The sequence below is a fragment of the Moorena sp. SIO4A5 genome (assembly GCF_010672005.1).
Classification (GTDB): domain Bacteria; phylum Cyanobacteriota; class Cyanobacteriia; order Cyanobacteriales; family Coleofasciculaceae; genus Moorena.
Window position 1 is genome coordinate 43,476 of sequence record NZ_JAAHHZ010000007.1, and the last position, 16,750, is coordinate 60,225.

A 16,750-nucleotide genomic window follows, 5' to 3' on the forward strand; every position below is an offset into this window, starting at 1 on the left:
GCGATCGCATACCCGATTTGTGCGATCGCACAAAGCCCAATGGCCGGTTTCAAATTAACTATTATCAACTCACTATAGTTAGCATTCCTGTAGCTATTTCAGATAACCTGAGATATGTTGATATAACAGAGTGAAAGATATATGATCTAATAGGATCTAGGATAGTAGTGCAGTGGGACTATTTGAAGACCTGAATCGATTTCTAGAAAGTCGTCTAGAAGAATTTCTCCGCAACAATCCTCATCTAGAGCTACAGGCACTAGAGGAGCAGTTACGGGAGCAAGAAAAAGACACACTGCGACTAATTATTGACTTACAGCAACAGGAAAAGCGGTTGCAAGACCAAATTCTCGCCGTTGCCAAAGACATTCAACGTTGGCATGAGCGTATTAAAAAGGCTAAGTCCCACAACAGATTTGATTGGGCTCAAGCAGCTCAAGAGCGAGAAGCAGCTCTGTTACGTCAAGGCAATCAGCTTTGGGGCCAGATGGAAGGGGTTAAACAGCGCATTACTAAAGCCAAGGAACTCCAAGAACAGATTAAAAACCGTCGCGCTGAAGTGCAGGCTAAAGCTAGAGATACAGCAGCAGCTCGCGCAAGTGCTCAGCCGAAGGGGAACTCCCAGACATTTGCCTGGAATCAGACTACCAACAGTAACCAATACAATATTCCTTCTGGTGTAGACCCTTTAGAGCAACAGTTTCAAAGCTGGGAAATGGATGAAGAGTTGGAGCAAATGAAGCGGAATATGAACGGTTAATGTAAGCTATCAGCTATCAGCTATAGCAGCAATCTTAAATCAATTAAGAGAATGTTTGTTTCCTGTTCCCTACTCCCTGCTCCCTGCTCCCTGCTCCCTGTTCCCTGCTGACAGCTAACTGCTGAATGCTTAGATGAATTCTTCACTCATCCTTTTTTTTAAAAGGACGATTGATAATAAAAGAAATTGATTTTTGTGGGATAGGCAAGGTAGGAAATAAGGACTGCTTTGTAGGGTTTAAGTTAGCAGTATTGGTAAGGTCTTGGTCTTGGCTGTCTTGGCTTGGATTGGGATTAGATGAATCAGATGGGAAAGAAGGCTGGCGAAAAATCCAGCCTGGATGCTTGCCATAGTTAGAAGCGATCGCTAATAAGGCTCCTGCTAAGATAAACACTGGTAGTGGTAGAGTTACGTGTCTAACCCACTGGTAGATTTCCACCATCACAAAAAACACCAAAACGCTAGCTATCCAAATCTTTATAACTCTATCCGATACCATGCCAATCTTATGCTCTGATTCGGTTTGTTCCCTCTGAGGAAGCTGATGGAATTGGAGTCACGCAAACATTGTTTCCATCAGCTCCTGTAGACCATACTACACCTTGGCTGCTACTTTGGCTGGAGCGGATATCAAGGTTTCATAAGTTGACCGCATCTTCAGACCAACCAGAACCTGGAACAACCCAGAACCGTTGTTAGAGCCAGGATAATCGGTGTGCTTGAGCAATAACTCGGTCATCTCTCCATCGTACTTGGTTGAGGTATTGCTGAGGTGACTTTCGATGTAAATCATCTCGTTTAGGTTATCAAACTGACCATCTACCTCTAGTACAGAGACTTCGTTACCCATGTAGCTGTCTGGCCCATAGTACATTTTCAGACCAGGATAAGCACAGGTTAGCTTCCGACCACAAGGTCTCCAGTCGATGGTTGACCCTTCATCAAACAGATAAACTGGGTCGAAGTTTTCCACCCCTTCCTTCTGAACTAGGCGCACCCGCAGTAGATTGCTTTCCTTAGCTGCCTCTCCCTGAAGCAGCTGGGTGGGAAAGATTTGAATGACCACATCAGCGTATTGCTTCTGGACTTCAATGTAAGCTTCAAAGTCTGGACGTCTAGCTTCAATGGACGCTAGGATATCCTCATAACGATGGCCCCGTTCTGCCATATCCCGCTGGATTTTCCATTGGATTTTGACTTCATCGCTAATGTCTAGGTAAACGCCGAAGTCAACCAGCTCACGCACCCGCTCATCATAAAGAGGGTGCAGACCTTCAATGACTATGACTTTATTAGGCTCAACCCGCTCTGGTGGATCAATTTCACCGGTCTCATGGTTGTAGATAGGTTTGTCTATGACCCCACCTTCTTTGAGCGTTTTGATTTGCTCATACATCAAGTCAAAGTTATTGGCCTTAGGATTAAGGGCAGTAACTTTTTTTTCTTTGCGCTGTTTGCGATCCAGACTGTGATAGTCATCCAGACAAATCACCGTCATGAACTCCTTGCCAAATAGATCGGTCAAACGCTTCAGAAACGTTGATTTACCGCATCCTGAGTCTCCAGCAACTCCTATAACTACCACCCTCTCCAGATCTGTGGTCATATCTTCCCTCTAACGTAAAACATATTCTCAAATCAGTTTTCAGTAAGCCAAAGCCCAAGCCTGGGAGCAATCTGACACACGCTTATAGTGGTGCTTGATAACATGCCACCATAAATCCACTCGCTTAAGTACTAACCACTAGGGAAGACCAAAGCCAAGCTCTGCTTAAGTATTTACTACTAGCTGCTCATAGTGGATTCTACCAAAACCAGATTGCTTATACAAGGCTGATTGTCAGTAGCATTACCTCGCTTAGTACTTATGCTAAGGTTTGTTGGGCATTTTTTAAAGAAAAAATTAAATTGACTCAGGATTTACAGTTTTTGAGTTACTCATCATGTAGCTTGGGAGTAGTGCCTAGCAGTGCCTCTACACTAATTCTCTCCCTGATAAACCAAAACATTACTGGGCATAGCTTTACAATGTTACGCTAATAAGGCATTATTCGGGGTTATTACTAGCTAGCCGCTCACCCATCGACCGTGAGTCCGTTTGTGGTGCCAAGGCAAGTCTTAGCAATACATAGTTAGCAATACATAGTCAGTTTGGTTTGGAGCAATAGAAGCAATGTCTAGTCCTAGCGAGTCTACTAATTCCAGCACTGTTACAGAATTTGGTAGTCGCACTTACCTTTATGAGGTAGTCGGTCTTCGTCAAAATGGACCGATTCGCCAGAGTGGCACCGTTTTGTTGACGGTGCCCTATAACCGCATGAAGCAGGAAATGCAGCGGATTGCTCGCATGGGAGGGAAGATTGTCAGCATTAAACCTCTATCCAGTAGTGCTGCTAATGGGTCAGTGGCCCAAACACAACCAACCCAGTCAGAAAACACAACTAAGCCTATGACTCAAGCAAAAGCCAAAAAGGCAAAAGATGGTATCCCTGTCAATACCTATCGACCCAAAAACCCCTTCATTGGTAAGTGTATATCAAACGAACAACTAGTCCGGGAAGGGGGTATTGGTAATTGCCGTCACCTCAAATTTGACCTTTCTGGAAGTGAGCTGCGCTATCTCGAAGGTCAAAGTATTGGGATTATTCCCGATGGTACTGATGACAAAGGCAAACCCCACAAGCTTCGTCTGTACTCCATTGCTTCTACTCGTCACGGCGATGACCTGGATGATAAGACAGTATCCCTGTGTGTCAGACAGCTGCAGTACAAACATCCTGAAACTGGGGAGACCGTAAACGGTGTCTGCTCTACTTTCCTTTGCACTATGAATCCAGGGGATGATGTCAAAATCACTGGACCGGTGGGTAAGGAGATGTTGCTGCCATCAGACCCCAATGCCAATATCATCATGATGGCAACGGGAACTGGTATTGCACCATTCCGCGCTTTCCTATGGCGGATGTTTAAGGAGCAGCACGAAGATTACAAGTTCAAGGGCTTGGCTTGGCTGATCTTTGGTATTTCTACTACCCCTAACATCCTTTACAAAGATGATTTAGAAGCAATGCAGCAGAATAACCCAGATAACTTCCGCCTCACCTATGCCATTAGCCGTGAGCAGAAGAATGCTGAAGGGGGCAAGATGTATATCCAGCACAGGGTGGCGGAACATGCTGACGAGTTGTGGAAGCTGATGCAGCAACCCAACACCCATACCTACATCTGCGGATTAAAAGGTATGGAAGGTGGTATTGATGAGGCTTTGACCGCTGCAGCGGCTAAGGAGGATGTAGATTGGACTACATACCGACAGCAAATGAAGAAAGCACATCGCTGGCACGTTGAAACCTACTAGGTTACGGCTGGTATAAAGTAAATCCTCCAAAAGGAGGATTTAGATAAAACTAGCGCGTCTGTTTATTTTGGCCATAGGGCTGATTGAAACAGATGCGCTACTGTTTTTTTGAGCTTATTCTATAGGGCTGCATCGCTTTTTTACTCTTCGCTCAAAATTCTAGTAAGGGCAACCGAACCACCTTAGCCTGAATAGTCCCAATCCCATACTGCCAAGTTAAAGAAGGAACCAAATTAACCCCTGGGCTTTAACAGACGAATAAAACCAGCCTGTTCAAAATGTTGGTCTGACGTAAATGCCGTCGTTATCCCCTCCCGCTCCATAATCACAAAACTAATACAATCAGTTAATCCCCAATCCTTATCCAAACGCTGACAATAAAGCTGCCAACCCGCATCAAAAAGAGCTTGACTAACCTCAATCACTCGCAAACCTGCCAAACCCTTGAGGCGATTGAGCAAATTAATAGTCTGGGGACGAAAGCGTACAGAAGTTAAAGCATCAGCCACTTCCAAAAGCACAAAATAACTAGTTACCAAACGATAATTATCTTGCTCCAACCTCACCCTTACCTGTTTAGCAATGCGGTGAAAATCATCATCCACATTCACCAAAGCAATCCACGCCGCCGTATCCACAAAAACTGTCCTCACGACTATTCCACCCCTCGCTTCTCCCCACCGTGGGCATAATGGTCATGTTGATAAGATAAATCAGCAATTCCCGTGCTAACTTGGCTTTCTGCGATAATTTCATCAAAATCAGCCCAAAAATCCCCCTGTTTCTGCTCCAATGCCTTGAGAATCAGCGCAGCAATGCTATTTTGTTCCGACTCTGGCAACTGTCTCACCTGGGAGATGGCTTGCTCCAACAAATCTGTCATGGTTATCTGTCCCTAAACACCTTATTGAGATCATGACATCAACAAGCCTATTCCAACTGTAACTGATAACTGCTTTTCATAAAAATCTACCCCATCCTCCCTACACCTCCCACATCTCCCACCCTCCTGGGAAACACCATTACAAGCCTTGCTATCACTCCCTTGCTCACAGAATGAGAGTTATGTTAAATTTAGTTAAAATAACGTTACAATAACTTGTGTTATCACCAGTTATGTGGCAATACCCCTCATGGGTATTGACCAAAAATACAAACATACTATAAGCAAACGGTTTTAGGGTATTGAATGGATATTTGATCTTGATTTGCTTTGTAATCAGATCCTCCCTCACAGGGTGATACCAGCATTCGTTACCAATAATAGAGGCGAATAAGACATGAAATTTTCTTGGAGAATACTCCTACTCTGGACATTACCTGCCCTAGTCATTGGTTTTTTCTTTTGGCAGGGAACATTTGCCAGTACTACCGGGAATATGGGTAGTAATACCGCCAGTACTCGCATGACCTATGGCCGCTTCTTGGACTATATTGATTCCGGTAGAGTCACTAGTGTTGACCTCTATGATAGTGGTCGCACAGCGATTGTAGAAGCTGTGGATGTGGATCTTGATAACCGCTTACAGCGGCTGCGAGTAGATCTGCCCATTAGTGCGCCGGAACTGATTTCTAAGCTCAGAGAGTCTAATATTGCTCTGACTTCCCATCCCGCTCGCAATGATGGGGCAATTTGGGGACTGCTGGGGAATTTAATTTTTCCAATTCTCTTGATTGCGGGATTATTTTTCCTATTCCGTCGCTCCAGCAACATGAATGGTGGTCCTGGTCAAGCGATGAATTTCGGGAAATCCCGGGCGCGGTTCATGATGGAAGCCAAAACTGGGGTCCTGTTTGATGATGTGGCCGGTATCGAAGAAGCGAAAGAGGAACTCGAAGAAGTAGTTACCTTCCTCAAGCAACCGGAACGGTTTACCGCAGTCGGAGCACGAATACCAAAAGGGGTGCTGCTGGTCGGTCCTCCTGGAACTGGTAAAACCCTCTTAGCAAAAGCGATCGCTGGTGAAGCAGGAGTGCCTTTCTTTAGTATCTCTGGTTCCGAATTCGTGGAAATGTTCGTGGGTGTTGGTGCCTCTAGGGTTCGTGACTTGTTCAAGAAAGCTAAGGAAAATGCCCCTTGCTTGATATTTATCGATGAAATTGATGCGGTAGGACGGCAACGGGGAGCTGGAATTGGTGGTGGTAACGATGAACGGGAGCAAACCCTAAACCAATTGCTGACGGAAATGGACGGGTTTGAAGGAAACACCGGCATTATCGTGATTGCGGCTACTAACCGTGCGGATGTGCTAGATACAGCTCTGTTACGTCCCGGACGCTTTGACCGCCAGGTGATGGTAGATCCCCCAGACCTGAAAGGGCGGGTTAAGATTTTGGAAGTCCATGCTCGGGATAAAAAACTGGCTTCAGAAATTTCCATCGAAGTGATCGCAAGACGGACTCCTGGATTCACTGGTGCTGATTTATCCAACCTCCTCAATGAAGCCGCTATCCTGACTGCTCGCCGTCGCAAAGAAGCGATTACAATGCTGGAAATCAATGATGCGGTTGACCGGGTAGTGGCTGGGATGGAAGGTACTCCCCTGGTAGATAGCAAGAACAAGCGATTGATTGCTTATCATGAAATTGGTCACGCTATTATTGGTACCCTAGTCAAGGATCACGACCCCGTACAGAAAGTTACCCTGATTCCCCGAGGACAAGCTCAAGGTCTAACCTGGTTTACTCCTAGTGAAGAACAAGGTTTAATTACCAGAGCTCAGCTTTTGGCTCGGATTACTGGAGCGTTAGGGGGTCGAGCTGCCGAAGAAGAAGTATTCGGTCATGCTGAAGTCACTACTGGTGCCGGTGGTGATTTGCAGCAGTTGACTGGGATCGCACGGCAAATGGTAACTCGCTACGGCATGAGTGACTTAGGTTCTCTGTCCTTGGAAAGCCAAGAGGGAGAAGTCTTTCTCGGTGCGGGATTAATGTCTAGGGCAGAGTACTCTGAAGAGGTTGCTGCTCGGATTGATCAGCAAGTTCGTCAAATTGTAGAACATTGCCATCAAGAAGCACGAGATATCATTCGGCAGAATCGAGATGCGGTTGACCGATTGGTGGATCTGTTGATTGAGAAGGAAACTATTGATGGTGATGAGTTCCGTCAAATTGTGGCTGAGTACACGGATGTGCCTGAGAAGCCACAGTATGTACCTCAGTTATAAGGGCTTGTTGAGGGTTGAAGGTTGTTCGCGTAGCGTGGCCGAAAGGCCAAGGTTGTTCGCGTAGCGTGGCCGAAAGGCCAAGGTTGTTCGCGTAGCGTGGCCGAAAGGCCAAGGTTGAATGTTGAAGGTTGTTCGCGTAGCGTGGCCGAAAGGCCAAGGTTTAATGTTGTTCGCGTAGCGTGGCCGAAAGGCCAAGGTTTGAGGTTAGTGGACAGTAGGCAAAAGTATCACAAAGCTTGGCCATTGCCTCAAGTAATTTGCTATACTTTAACTATGAAATTAGTGCAATGACCTTGTCTCAATTCAATAAATTTCCCGAAAACCAAGGGTTTTGTAGTGAGATTGGATCTGGTTTACGCACTTTTATGATGGCGCACAGTGAGGCGAGCAATCCCTCGCCTCACTGTGCTTTGGGAGATACCCCCTGGCTGAGCAATCAGCTTGCATTGGCGGGCTAAAGTTTATCTTGGTAGACTTTGGTAGCTAAAAAGTATCGGTTACAGCAAAATTTAATCGGTAGTTGAGTGGGCATCGAACCCATACAACTACCTACTATCAATCCCCGGCTTGTTCACAAGTCGGGGATTGTTGTAATTTTGTTCATTGAATATAGCGGTTTTCTTGAGCAATCAAGTATAGCGAATTTTCTTCCCCTTGCTCCCTACTCCCTACTCCCTACTCCCTACTCCCTACTCCCTACTCCCTGTTCCCTATTCCCTTTACTAAACTATCTCACCCAATTGAAAACCGCTATATTGATTAATCCAAATATGGCAAAATGACTTGAAACTTTGTTCCCACGCCAACTTCGCTGTCCACGTTAATCTTACCCCGATGCAATTCAACACATTTTTTAGCAATAGCCAGACCTAATCCTGTTCCTTTTATAGCACCAACATTAGTGGCTCGATAGAAAGAGTCAAACACTCGTTGCTTTTCTTTTGCTGGAATACCAATCCCTGAATCCCGAATAGTTAAAATAGCTTCTTCTGGCTGACAAAATACGTCAAACTTAATGATGCCTCCTTGGGGAGAATATTTAACCGCATTAGAGAGTATATTAGTCAAAATTTGTCCAACTAGCTGTTCATCTAAATTAACTTTACTAGAATTACTATGACTAGAAAAATCAATTTTAGAGTCACTATTTAAAGTAACCTGTAAATTATTAATAATTTTTTGGCATAGTTTATCTAGATTCAAGTATTCAGGATGACAATCAAGTTCCCCTGATTCAGTTTTATCTAGGAAGATCACATTGCTCAGGAGTTGGTTCATGTGTTCAACCGCCCATCCAATTTGTTGAAAATGTTTCAGTTTTTTATCGTCTGACAGTTTCTCACTGTACTTAGCTAGCAATTCAGTAGAGGATTGAATCATCGTCAGTGGAGTACGAAACTCATGAGATATCGTACTAATAACCCGAGATTTAAGTTCACTCAGTTCTTTTTCCTGCTCTAGAGATTTGCGAATGATTTCTGAGCGACGTTCTCGTTCTTGGATATCCGCTTCCAATTTTATTTTATCTTTTTCTAAAGCTTGAGCTTTTCTAAGTTCAGTGGTGTCTTGTAGCATACCAGAAAAACCGGTAACTACACCATCAATTATCAAGCTTGACTGAATATTAATCTCCCCCCAGCTGCACTTCCCTGTTTTGGTAACATATCTTATTTCATGTTTAAAGGAATCCTTTTCACCGTTGACTAGAGACTCCCACAATTGTTGATAACGTTCCTGATCATCAGGATCAATAAATTTTAGACAATTTTTACCTAGACTTTCTTCTACAGTAAAGCCAGTGAAAGTAGTCCAGGCGGAATTGAGAAATATCCAGTGTCCAGTGGCATCGATTTGAAAAAACACTTCTTTAACACTTTCTACGACAGAACGATATTGTTTCTCCCTCTCCCGTAAGGTTTTTTCGGCTCGATTAGCTTCGATAAGACGACGGACACGCTGCCTTAGCACTGATGGTTGGATGGGTTTAGTTATATAATCCGTTGCTCCGACTTGAAATGCCCAATCAACGGAAGCTTGGTCATTAAGTCCAGTAATCATTAATACTGGTGTTGATTCATTTTTAAGTAGCTTTTGCATTTGGGAGCAACACATAAACCCATCCATCACTGGCATCATAGCATCCAGCAATACTATATCCGGTTTTAGCTCAGTATAAGCTGCCAGACACTGCTCGCCATCTCCTACATCTTCGACGTTATATCCCTCATTTTCCATAAGTTTACACAGCATTGTCCGGGTTGGGATATCATCATCTGCGACCAGGATTATAGGAGCATGGTTTTGTTCAGTATTCATCATAGTTAAGTTACTTAGTTTATACTGTTAATTTTCAATAGTTAAATTTTGTTAAAATTACGTTACATTTTTTTATTTTTTTTTAGGGATAGATAATAATTTTAATATATTTTTAATCAGATTTTTTATACTAACTTACTAACCTAAAGTACTTGTAAATACCTTGATAAAACTTGCTATAGTTGTAAACCTTAGGACAGGAATTTTGCCTGCACGAGCATGATGCTAACAGGAAAAATTTATTTGACGAATCAAATCGGATGGTAGTTTGAGAAGGTTTAAAAGTCCCCTGCTTTATCTTCCTGGATCATCTCTAGTTGCTAAAACCGTATTTTTGGGGATTTTTTTGAGCTTGTAGTCAATTAAGATCTAGCAGAAATTACTCAAAGTGTTGACTATTTACTTTTGACTGTTAACTGTTGACTAGCAATAGTCAACTTAAGCCAATGCATAGCCCTACCCAAATTCTGGTAAGGCACACACCAAATTTCTTTCCTCTGGTCTGCTTCTTCTCACTCTGCCCCTCTGACCCTAAAAAAAAAGAAGAGAGTCACTACTGCGGCTCTCTTAATCATCAGGGTGCATCTACTGATCTAAATATAACACCAATAATGAGGGGTGCAACCCCTCACCCAAAAAAAATAACAAAATGTTATTTTAGATACCGTCTTCAGGAGTTAACTGGAAACGGATGGGTTAACCCATGTAACGGATATAACGGAAGATGATATGGTTCTACAAAGACTCAAGTTGTGGTCAAGACGTCAAACTTTGCAATGGCTAATCTTCGTATCCAGCAGCGTTATCCTGGGGGCATGTACTCCCCCAAAGCAAACATCTTCTGGGAATGACTTGGGTGATTCTAAGCCCAGCCCATCGATGTCTTTGTCTCTAGGGGTGACCACTTGGATTGGTTTAACTCCTCTTTTGATTGCGCTCAAAAAAGGCTTCTTTGAGGAACTGGGGCTAAGGGTTGACCTGAAAACCTTTGGGTATAATCCCGATTATATCTCTGCCTTTTTAGCAGGAAAACTGGATGCTATTGCCCCTGTAACCTCTGAAGCAGTCTTATTGGCAACTAAGGGCAAAGACTATCGCATTGTTTTGGTAGAGGATAACTCCGTTGGTGGGGATGGCATCTTAGCCCGCAACAGTATTAGTAGCATTAAGGACTTTAAGGGCAAGAAGATTGCTGTTGAAAAAGGGGCAGTTAGCCATTTCTTTCTACTAAAAGTACTCACAGCAGTTGGGTTGAGTGAAGCTGATGTTACTTTGGTGAACGTGGATCCAGCGGGAGCAGCAGCAGCTTACCAAGTGGGAAATGTGGACATTGCTGTTACCTATGCACCATTCCTAAAACAGGCTAACTTGGCTCAACCTGATGGACGCATTATCTACGACTCGTCCCAAATACCGACAGCGATTACGGATGTTTATCTGTTTGCCACTGAGTATATCGAAGCCAACCCGGAGGCGGTGGAAGCCTTTGTCAAAGGGGTTTTCAAAGGACTAGGGTTTCTCAATCAATATCCATCGGAAGGGTTAGCGATCGCAGCGAAGGAGTTGAAAATTGAGCCGGATGCCCTAGCTGCTGATCTAAAAGGGATTAGTCTCCCAGATGCTCGTGCCAATCTGGAGATGCTAGGAAATAAGCAGAGTGATTCCTACTTACTGGAGCCCTTGATGGATGTGGCGAGGTTTTTGGCAAAGCAAGGCAAGATTGATACTATTCCTGAGATGGAGCAATTCCTGGAACCCAAATTTGTTAAAGCCGCTTTAGAAGCATTTTAGTTCATGTAGGGTGGGCAGTGCACCAGACAGATAATGAAGCTTGCAAAGCGCGTTGGTAGGCACTGCCCACCCTACGATTAATGACAATGGTGCAAGATCTCAGTCAAAGCCGCTTTAGAAACATTACACATTACCTAAATTTGCTGTCACTTAAGACCCCTGTGCCACAACCTATATCTTCTCCCCGCAAACGTTACCTACGACCATCCGTATTTTGGAGTATCCGTCAGGGCTTTCCTGGCTGGCTCAGTGTCCTGCTCACCATCATTGCCTTAGTAGTACCCCTGCTAGTTTGGATCTTCCTCAGCTATCAAGAATTAGTAGACCCAAGATTCCTGCCAAGTCCGATGGTTGTCCTGAAAGCTGGCTGGAAAATGTTGACAGAAGAGGAATTACTGACTGATATTATCGCCAGTTTCACCCGTGTGCTAGTTGGTTTTCTGTTTGCGGCAGTAGTTGGTATTCCCATTGGCATTGCCATGGGGACATTTTACAGCATGGAGAGCCTGTTTGGTACGATTGTCGGTATTGTACGCTATATGCCAGTGGCGGCGTTTATGCCCCTAATTGTTCTATGGGCAGGGTTAGGTGAAACCGCAAAGATCATAATTATTTTCTTGGGAATTGTGTTCTACAACGCGATAATGATTGCTGATGCTGTCAAGTTTATCCCTGATGAAATGCTTAATGTAGCTTACACCTTGGGGGCGAATCGGGTTGATGTATTATTTCGAGTGATTCTACCAGCAACTCTACCAAATATTATTGATACGATGCGAGTTAATGTTGCTGGTGCCTGGAATTTTCTGGTGATTGCGGAATTAATTGCTGCTGAAAATGGTTTGGGCTTCAAGATTATCTATTTTCAACGATTCCTAGAGACAGATAAAGTGCTCTTTTGTATTTTAGTGATTGGACTCATTGGGTTCATGCTGGATTTTGGGTTTAGGTTGCTTTTCCGCTTAACTGTTCCTTGGTCGGAGCAATTTGTTGAGCGTTAAAGGTTTAAGAAGGTTTAAGACGGTTGAAGGTTGAAGGTTGAAGGTTTAAGAAGGTTAAAGGTTGAAGGTTTAAGGTTTAAGGTTTAAGGTTTAATAAGGTTGACTGTTTAAGGTTTAATAAGGTTTAAGGTTTAAGGTTTAAGGTTTAAGGGTTAATAAGGTTGAAGGTTTAAGGTTTAATAAAGTTGAAGGTTTAAGGTTTAATAAAGTTGAAGGATAAGTATTCAGCTGATAGCTGATAGCTGTTCGCGTAGCGTGCGCGTAGCGCTTAAGCTGATAGCTGATAGCTGTTCGCGTAGCGTGCGCGTAGCGCTTAAGCTGATAGCTGACAAGGTTATTATGTTCAAGGTTATTTGAAAATGACCAATAATCACAATTTGCCTAAGCTACAGGTGTGCAATCTTTCCAAAAGTTTTCGGCACCGACGGGAAGAATTGGTAGTGCTAAAGGATATTAATCTCGATCTTGAAGCCAATGAATTTGTCTGTATAGTTGGACCATCTGGCTGCGGCAAATCAACCTTGCTCAACATTATCGCTGGACTAGTTCCTCCTTCCAAAGGACATGTAAAGGTAGATGGTGAGGTGGTTTTAGGTCCTGGTCGGGATCGGGGCATGGTTTTCCAGAACTATACTCTATTTCCCTGGCTAACGATTGCTGATAATATCGGTTTTGGTCTGAGGTTACAACGATTGCCTAAGGGGGAATCCCAAGAACGGATTGCTTACTATTTGGATGTAATCGGTCTCAGCCGCTTTGCTAATGCCTACCCCAAACAGCTGTCAGGGGGGATGAAACAGCGGGTTGCGATCGCACGAGCGTTGGCTAATGAACCGGAAGTGCTGTTGATGGATGAGCCCTTTGGAGCCTTAGATGCCCAAACTAAGGAGGAATTGCAGGAATTCTTCCTAGGACTTTGGCAGAAGACCCATATTACCGTTTTGATGATTACCCATGATGTGGAAGAAGCGGTGTTCTTATCCGAGGGTATCTATGTGATGGGAGCTCATCCAGGTTGTATCCGGGATAAGATTATGATTGATTTACCCGCTGTTCGTACTCTGGATACAAAGCTAACGTTGGAATTTGTGGAATTGAAACGGCAGGTAATTCAGGCTTTGCGCATTTGATCATGGTTATTAATTGGAGATAGTGGCTATTTTATTAACTCTTTCATAGTCTTTATTAAGATTAGAATAGTTGTCCAATTTCTCTCCAGAAAGCCAGGTTTTGACGATATCTACGACTTCTGCTGTAGCCTCGACTGTAATGCGAGCAACAGCGTTATCCCATTCCCTTTCATCCTGCCAGTCTTCTAAATCAATTGCTATTCCATCACCATCTGTGTCAATCCAAATGTGTCTTTCTGGATAATTTAGGCTTTGGAAAGATAAGGTAGATAGACAGGCTTCAGCACGATCTGTTTCATAGGCTATTGGGATGATATCCCCAATCATTTGCCTAAGAGTTTCGGTAATATCATCCTTTGGATCAGTTCTCAAAGTCATCAGGTTACCTCATTTTTTTAATTTTTCTCTGTTATCTGTCAGTAGCTTGCGAATGTTTATCCCTGCTACTCTTCCAGCTTTAAGAGCTTCTTCAACTGTCATGGTTTTTGCTTCATCAGGAAGAACTTGGTTAATATTAGCTCTTCGGAATCTAGCAATATACTCTTGGACAGTGAGAAAGCGATTTTTGTAAAGCTGGCCAGTTATAGGTGAGTTGAGATTACCAAGTTTACATTGTTTAGCCCAATCCTCAAATTCTTTCTCTGGTTGTTCAACTGCCACTGGGCAAGGATTACTATAGAAGTATACAATATCAATTATATACCGATTCAGCTCTTCCGTAAATCAAGATGCTAAATACTGCACTAAATATAGGATAGTAGTTGTTATGGTTTTTGCTTCTATTATCGATTACCCAAGACTAATTATTACTCTTGGGTAATCGATAGTATCACGTTAAGCGATCGCATTGTAAGCGAACAGCTAATGCGCTACTTGAGGTGCCAAAAGCCAACGGCTGACCGCTGACCACTGACCGCTGACCGCTGACCGCTGATAGCTGAATGCTTACTAGAAGGTTAAGCGATCGCATTCACAAAATTCTGATAAGTGCTCTCAACCTTCTGGGATTGGGAGGCGACATCAGCCTCTAACTGTTTCAACCGAGCTAATTCTTGCTCCCGATTAATTTCATGAGATTCTTTTTGTTTCATTAAATTATCTAATTCCCCTTTGCGAGCCTTAATATCATCATCCATCCGCTCAGTTACTTCCTGCTCATACACATCAAAACATTCTTTGATAGCATCATAAATTGGTTGCCATTGCTCTTGTGCTACCTCAGGCAAATATTTAACCAACTCTTTTCTAGCTGCTTTCACCAATTCCTTACGAGCTTGATCGGCTTGCACGACTCCAACCCCTAATCCTAATAAGGCTAGACCCACTGGTCCGAGAGCAATCCCAGAAACATAGGTAATGATGCTACCAATTCCCATGACTGTGATGAAATTCAGTACAATATTTTTCCAATCGAAACCAGCTCCAGCCATGGCGACTCCTGCTAGATTACCTCTAGCTAAGGAAAATAATCCTGCTGCCCATTTTGCCCAAGCGGGAGCGTTATCTTCTGTGGTGTAGCTACTCACCGGTCTTACGGTTTGTCCGGTTAACTTTTGATTAATTTTATCCGTGACTTTAGTATAGGAAGCCCCGTAGGTTACCGCACTGCGAGATAGCTGTTCAAAGGCAGCATCCATTTCTTTTTCAGCCGTTTTACTCCACTCTGACAATTTATCATTAATATACCGTTCAAATCCCTGTCTCAACTCTGATTCAAAGGCTTCTCGTTTGCCTGTACTCAAGAAATCCATAAATCGGAGTTCAGGTTGATAGTGTAAAAAATCCGACTCAAAGGTATTGCCTAAATTTAAAACATAGGTACGAAAGGAATCTGCGATCGCTTTCGCTTTACTATCCCGAACAGTTTTAATTTCATCCTTGAATTGCTCACCAATATCCTTGAGTTTATTAAATTCTGGTTCAACGGAATTAATCCGTTCTTTTAACTCATTTAAATCTTGCTCTAGCAAGGGGATGCGACGTTCAATAGCTTCATGAACATGGTTACTACCTTGACGGGCTAAGGTTCTCGCTTGTCGTAATTCAGAAATTGCTCGTTCCTTCGTTAAAAATGTATTGAGTGCTCCCATAAACTCTGGAAACCCTGTGCCATCAAGAGACACGTCTGGATTTTTCACTCGCTTGCGCAGGGCATTAATTGCTGATATTTCAAACACTCGTTCATCATAGATATCATAGCCATCTACCTGACAATAGTCTGCCAAGTTAGCCTGAAATACTCGCCTTAGTCTATCTTCAGCTTCTTCTAATTCTTCTGTATCATCGGGGTCAATCAAACTTTCCCGAATCTGGTCCCAAGCATTAATTAGAAAGAAAACCGTTAATCCCCGGTCTTTTAGATAATTTTCTAGATAACGACGTTCCCCTAAAGTACAGGGCTGAGTTGCTCTGAGCACAAACAGGATAGCGTGACAATTATTAATATAACCGAGGGATAACTCATTGCGCGCTTCCGTATCATTTAGTCCTGGACTATCTACAATTTCAATCCCTTTTTCTAGCAACGGTAAGGGATACTCCACCACAGCATGACTAACATTCGGAAACGCTAGCTTCTTCTGTTGTTCAAGTCGCTTCGCTTCAGCTGGATCGATGGTATAGCGATGCTTAAAGGATTTAAAATCAATTTCTTCTGGTGGTGTATCATCATTAAAGTACACTGTCACCTTCTTTTGAGCACCATAGCGTAAAACTGTCAATAAAGCTGTGCAAGGATTGACATCACTGGGCAGTAAATTCTCACCAATTAAAGCATTGAGAAATGTACTTTTTCCCCGCTTCATATCCCCTAACACTAGTAGTCGGAATCGCCCCTGCTGTAAATTTTTACTAGCTTTAGAGATATCTTCAATATCTCTATCCAAGCCTAATTTACCAGAATTTTGCTCCCCTGCGGATTCCGATTGTTCCAGTATATTACTGATTTGATTTAAATAACCAGCTATTTCACCACGCACCGTGGCAACTCGATCGAGATCATTGAGAAAATTTGTGGTTTCGATTTTAGTACTCATAGTTCTAGTATTTCTATTTGAGATGTAAAGATAGGGTTGATAGACAAAGGGAACAGGGAACAGGGAACAGGGAACAGGGAACAGGGAACAGGGAACAGTAGTCAAGAGATGCGAGTAGTTTTTGGTGTTATGCTCAATTAGCATTCGTTTTTTATAAATGCTATAGTTTGATCTTAGCTAATTAATGGTTTC

Annotated in this window: 17 protein-coding genes; 7 read left to right on the forward strand and 10 right to left on the reverse strand. The window is 43.2% G+C overall.

All coding sequences use genetic code 11. The features are described 5' to 3' along the window. The first annotated feature begins 172 nt into the window (after positions 1-172). A complete protein-coding gene (locus F6K57_RS05455; RefSeq protein ID WP_293038572.1) occupies positions 173-760 on the forward strand; it encodes a TIGR04376 family protein in 588 nt (195 codons plus the stop codon). A gap of 142 nt (positions 761-902) precedes the next feature. Here F6K57_RS05455 and F6K57_RS05460 read toward each other — a convergent pair whose 3' ends face one another. Both F6K57_RS05460 and F6K57_RS05465 read right to left on the reverse strand, forming a co-directional pair. Then, positions 903-1,259 carry a hypothetical protein gene (locus F6K57_RS05460; RefSeq protein WP_293038575.1) on the reverse strand — a complete coding sequence of 119 codons (357 nt, stop codon included), beginning with the start codon at positions 1,257-1,259 and terminating at the stop codon, positions 903-905. A 96-nt stretch (positions 1,260-1,355) separates the two neighbouring features. After that, the gene (locus tag F6K57_RS05465) at positions 1,356-2,366 is read right to left on the reverse strand and encodes a phosphoribulokinase (protein ID WP_293021906.1); all 1,011 of its coding nucleotides are present in this window, start codon (positions 2,364-2,366) and stop codon (positions 1,356-1,358) included. 567 nt (positions 2,367-2,933) lie between these two features. On the opposite strand from F6K57_RS05465, the gene petH reads away from it, so the two are divergent. Then, positions 2,934-4,118: a ferredoxin--NADP reductase gene (gene petH / locus F6K57_RS05470; protein WP_293065538.1), complete on the forward strand. Its 1,185-nt coding sequence runs from the start codon at positions 2,934-2,936 to the stop codon at positions 4,116-4,118. Between the two features lie 233 nt (positions 4,119-4,351). On the opposite strand, the gene F6K57_RS05475 is transcribed toward petH, so the two are convergent. Together F6K57_RS05475 and F6K57_RS05480 are read right to left on the reverse strand one after the other, a co-directional pair. After that, entirely contained in the window at positions 4,352-4,771 is a 420-nt protein-coding gene (locus tag F6K57_RS05475; protein ID WP_075899596.1) for a PIN domain-containing protein, read from the reverse strand. A 2-nt stretch (positions 4,772-4,773) separates the two neighbouring features. Further along, positions 4,774-5,001 carry a hypothetical protein gene (locus tag F6K57_RS05480; RefSeq protein WP_293021911.1) on the reverse strand — a complete coding sequence of 76 codons (228 nt, stop codon included), beginning with the start codon at positions 4,999-5,001 and terminating at the stop codon, positions 4,774-4,776. A gap of 397 nt (positions 5,002-5,398) precedes the next feature. Between F6K57_RS05480 and ftsH2 the strand changes: the two genes are divergently transcribed. Beyond that, the gene (ftsH2, locus tag F6K57_RS05485) at positions 5,399-7,285 is read left to right on the forward strand and encodes an ATP-dependent zinc metalloprotease FtsH2 (RefSeq protein ID WP_293021913.1); all 1,887 of its coding nucleotides are present in this window, start codon (positions 5,399-5,401) and stop codon (positions 7,283-7,285) included. On the opposite strand, the gene F6K57_RS05490 is transcribed toward ftsH2, so the two are convergent. Further along, a complete protein-coding gene (locus F6K57_RS05490; protein ID WP_293065542.1) occupies positions 7,280-7,480 on the reverse strand; it encodes a hypothetical protein in 201 nt (66 codons plus the stop codon). The two genes, ftsH2 and F6K57_RS05490, sit on opposite strands and share 6 nt — an antisense overlap. Before the next feature lie 329 nt (positions 7,481-7,809). Between F6K57_RS05490 and F6K57_RS05495 the strand changes: the two genes are divergently transcribed. Further along, positions 7,810-8,067 (forward strand): hypothetical protein, encoded by a 258-nt coding sequence (locus F6K57_RS05495; RefSeq protein WP_293021917.1) that lies wholly within the window; start codon positions 7,810-7,812, stop codon positions 8,065-8,067. Here F6K57_RS05495 and F6K57_RS05500 read toward each other — a convergent pair. After that, positions 8,045-9,604: an ATP-binding protein gene (locus F6K57_RS05500; RefSeq protein ID WP_293065545.1), complete on the reverse strand. Its 1,560-nt coding sequence runs from the start codon at positions 9,602-9,604 to the stop codon at positions 8,045-8,047. The two genes, F6K57_RS05495 and F6K57_RS05500, sit on opposite strands and share 23 nt — an antisense overlap. A 726-nt stretch (positions 9,605-10,330) precedes the next feature. Here F6K57_RS05500 and F6K57_RS05505 point away from each other — a divergent pair. The 3 genes from F6K57_RS05505 (at position 10,331) to F6K57_RS05515 (ending at position 13,523) form a co-directional block, all read left to right on the forward strand. Beyond that, entirely contained in the window at positions 10,331-11,392 is a 1,062-nt protein-coding gene (locus tag F6K57_RS05505; RefSeq protein ID WP_293065548.1) for an ABC transporter substrate-binding protein, read from the forward strand. 161 nt (positions 11,393-11,553) lie between these two features. Further along, positions 11,554-12,393, forward strand: coding sequence for an ABC transporter permease (locus F6K57_RS05510; protein WP_293065551.1), 840 nt, complete (start codon positions 11,554-11,556; stop codon positions 12,391-12,393). Between the two features lie 359 nt (positions 12,394-12,752). Beyond that, positions 12,753-13,523 carry an ABC transporter ATP-binding protein gene (locus tag F6K57_RS05515; protein ID WP_293065554.1) on the forward strand — a complete coding sequence of 257 codons (771 nt, stop codon included), beginning with the start codon at positions 12,753-12,755 and terminating at the stop codon, positions 13,521-13,523. Between the two features lie 9 nt (positions 13,524-13,532). On the opposite strand, the gene F6K57_RS05520 is transcribed toward F6K57_RS05515, so the two are convergent. The 4 genes from F6K57_RS05520 to F6K57_RS05535 all read right to left on the reverse strand — a co-directional run bounded on the left by F6K57_RS05520 (position 13,533) and on the right by F6K57_RS05535 (position 16,702). Then, entirely contained in the window at positions 13,533-13,901 is a 369-nt protein-coding gene (locus F6K57_RS05520; RefSeq protein WP_293065557.1) for a hypothetical protein, read from the reverse strand. Positions 13,902-13,910: 9 nt separating this feature from the next. Continuing rightward, positions 13,911-14,183, reverse strand: a complete 273-nt coding sequence (locus F6K57_RS05525) for a hypothetical protein (protein ID WP_293065560.1) — start codon at positions 14,181-14,183, stop codon at positions 13,911-13,913. Positions 14,184-14,352: 169 nt separating this feature from the next. Further along, positions 14,353-14,493 (reverse strand): hypothetical protein, encoded by a 141-nt coding sequence (locus F6K57_RS05530; protein ID WP_293065563.1) that lies wholly within the window; start codon positions 14,491-14,493, stop codon positions 14,353-14,355. Further along, complete coding sequence (locus tag F6K57_RS05535; protein WP_364301448.1) at positions 14,480-16,702, reverse strand: dynamin family protein; 2,223 nt, start codon at positions 16,700-16,702, stop codon at positions 14,480-14,482. Before F6K57_RS05535 ends, F6K57_RS05530 begins: the two co-directional genes overlap by 14 nt. Positions 16,703-16,750 lie beyond the last annotated feature (48 nt).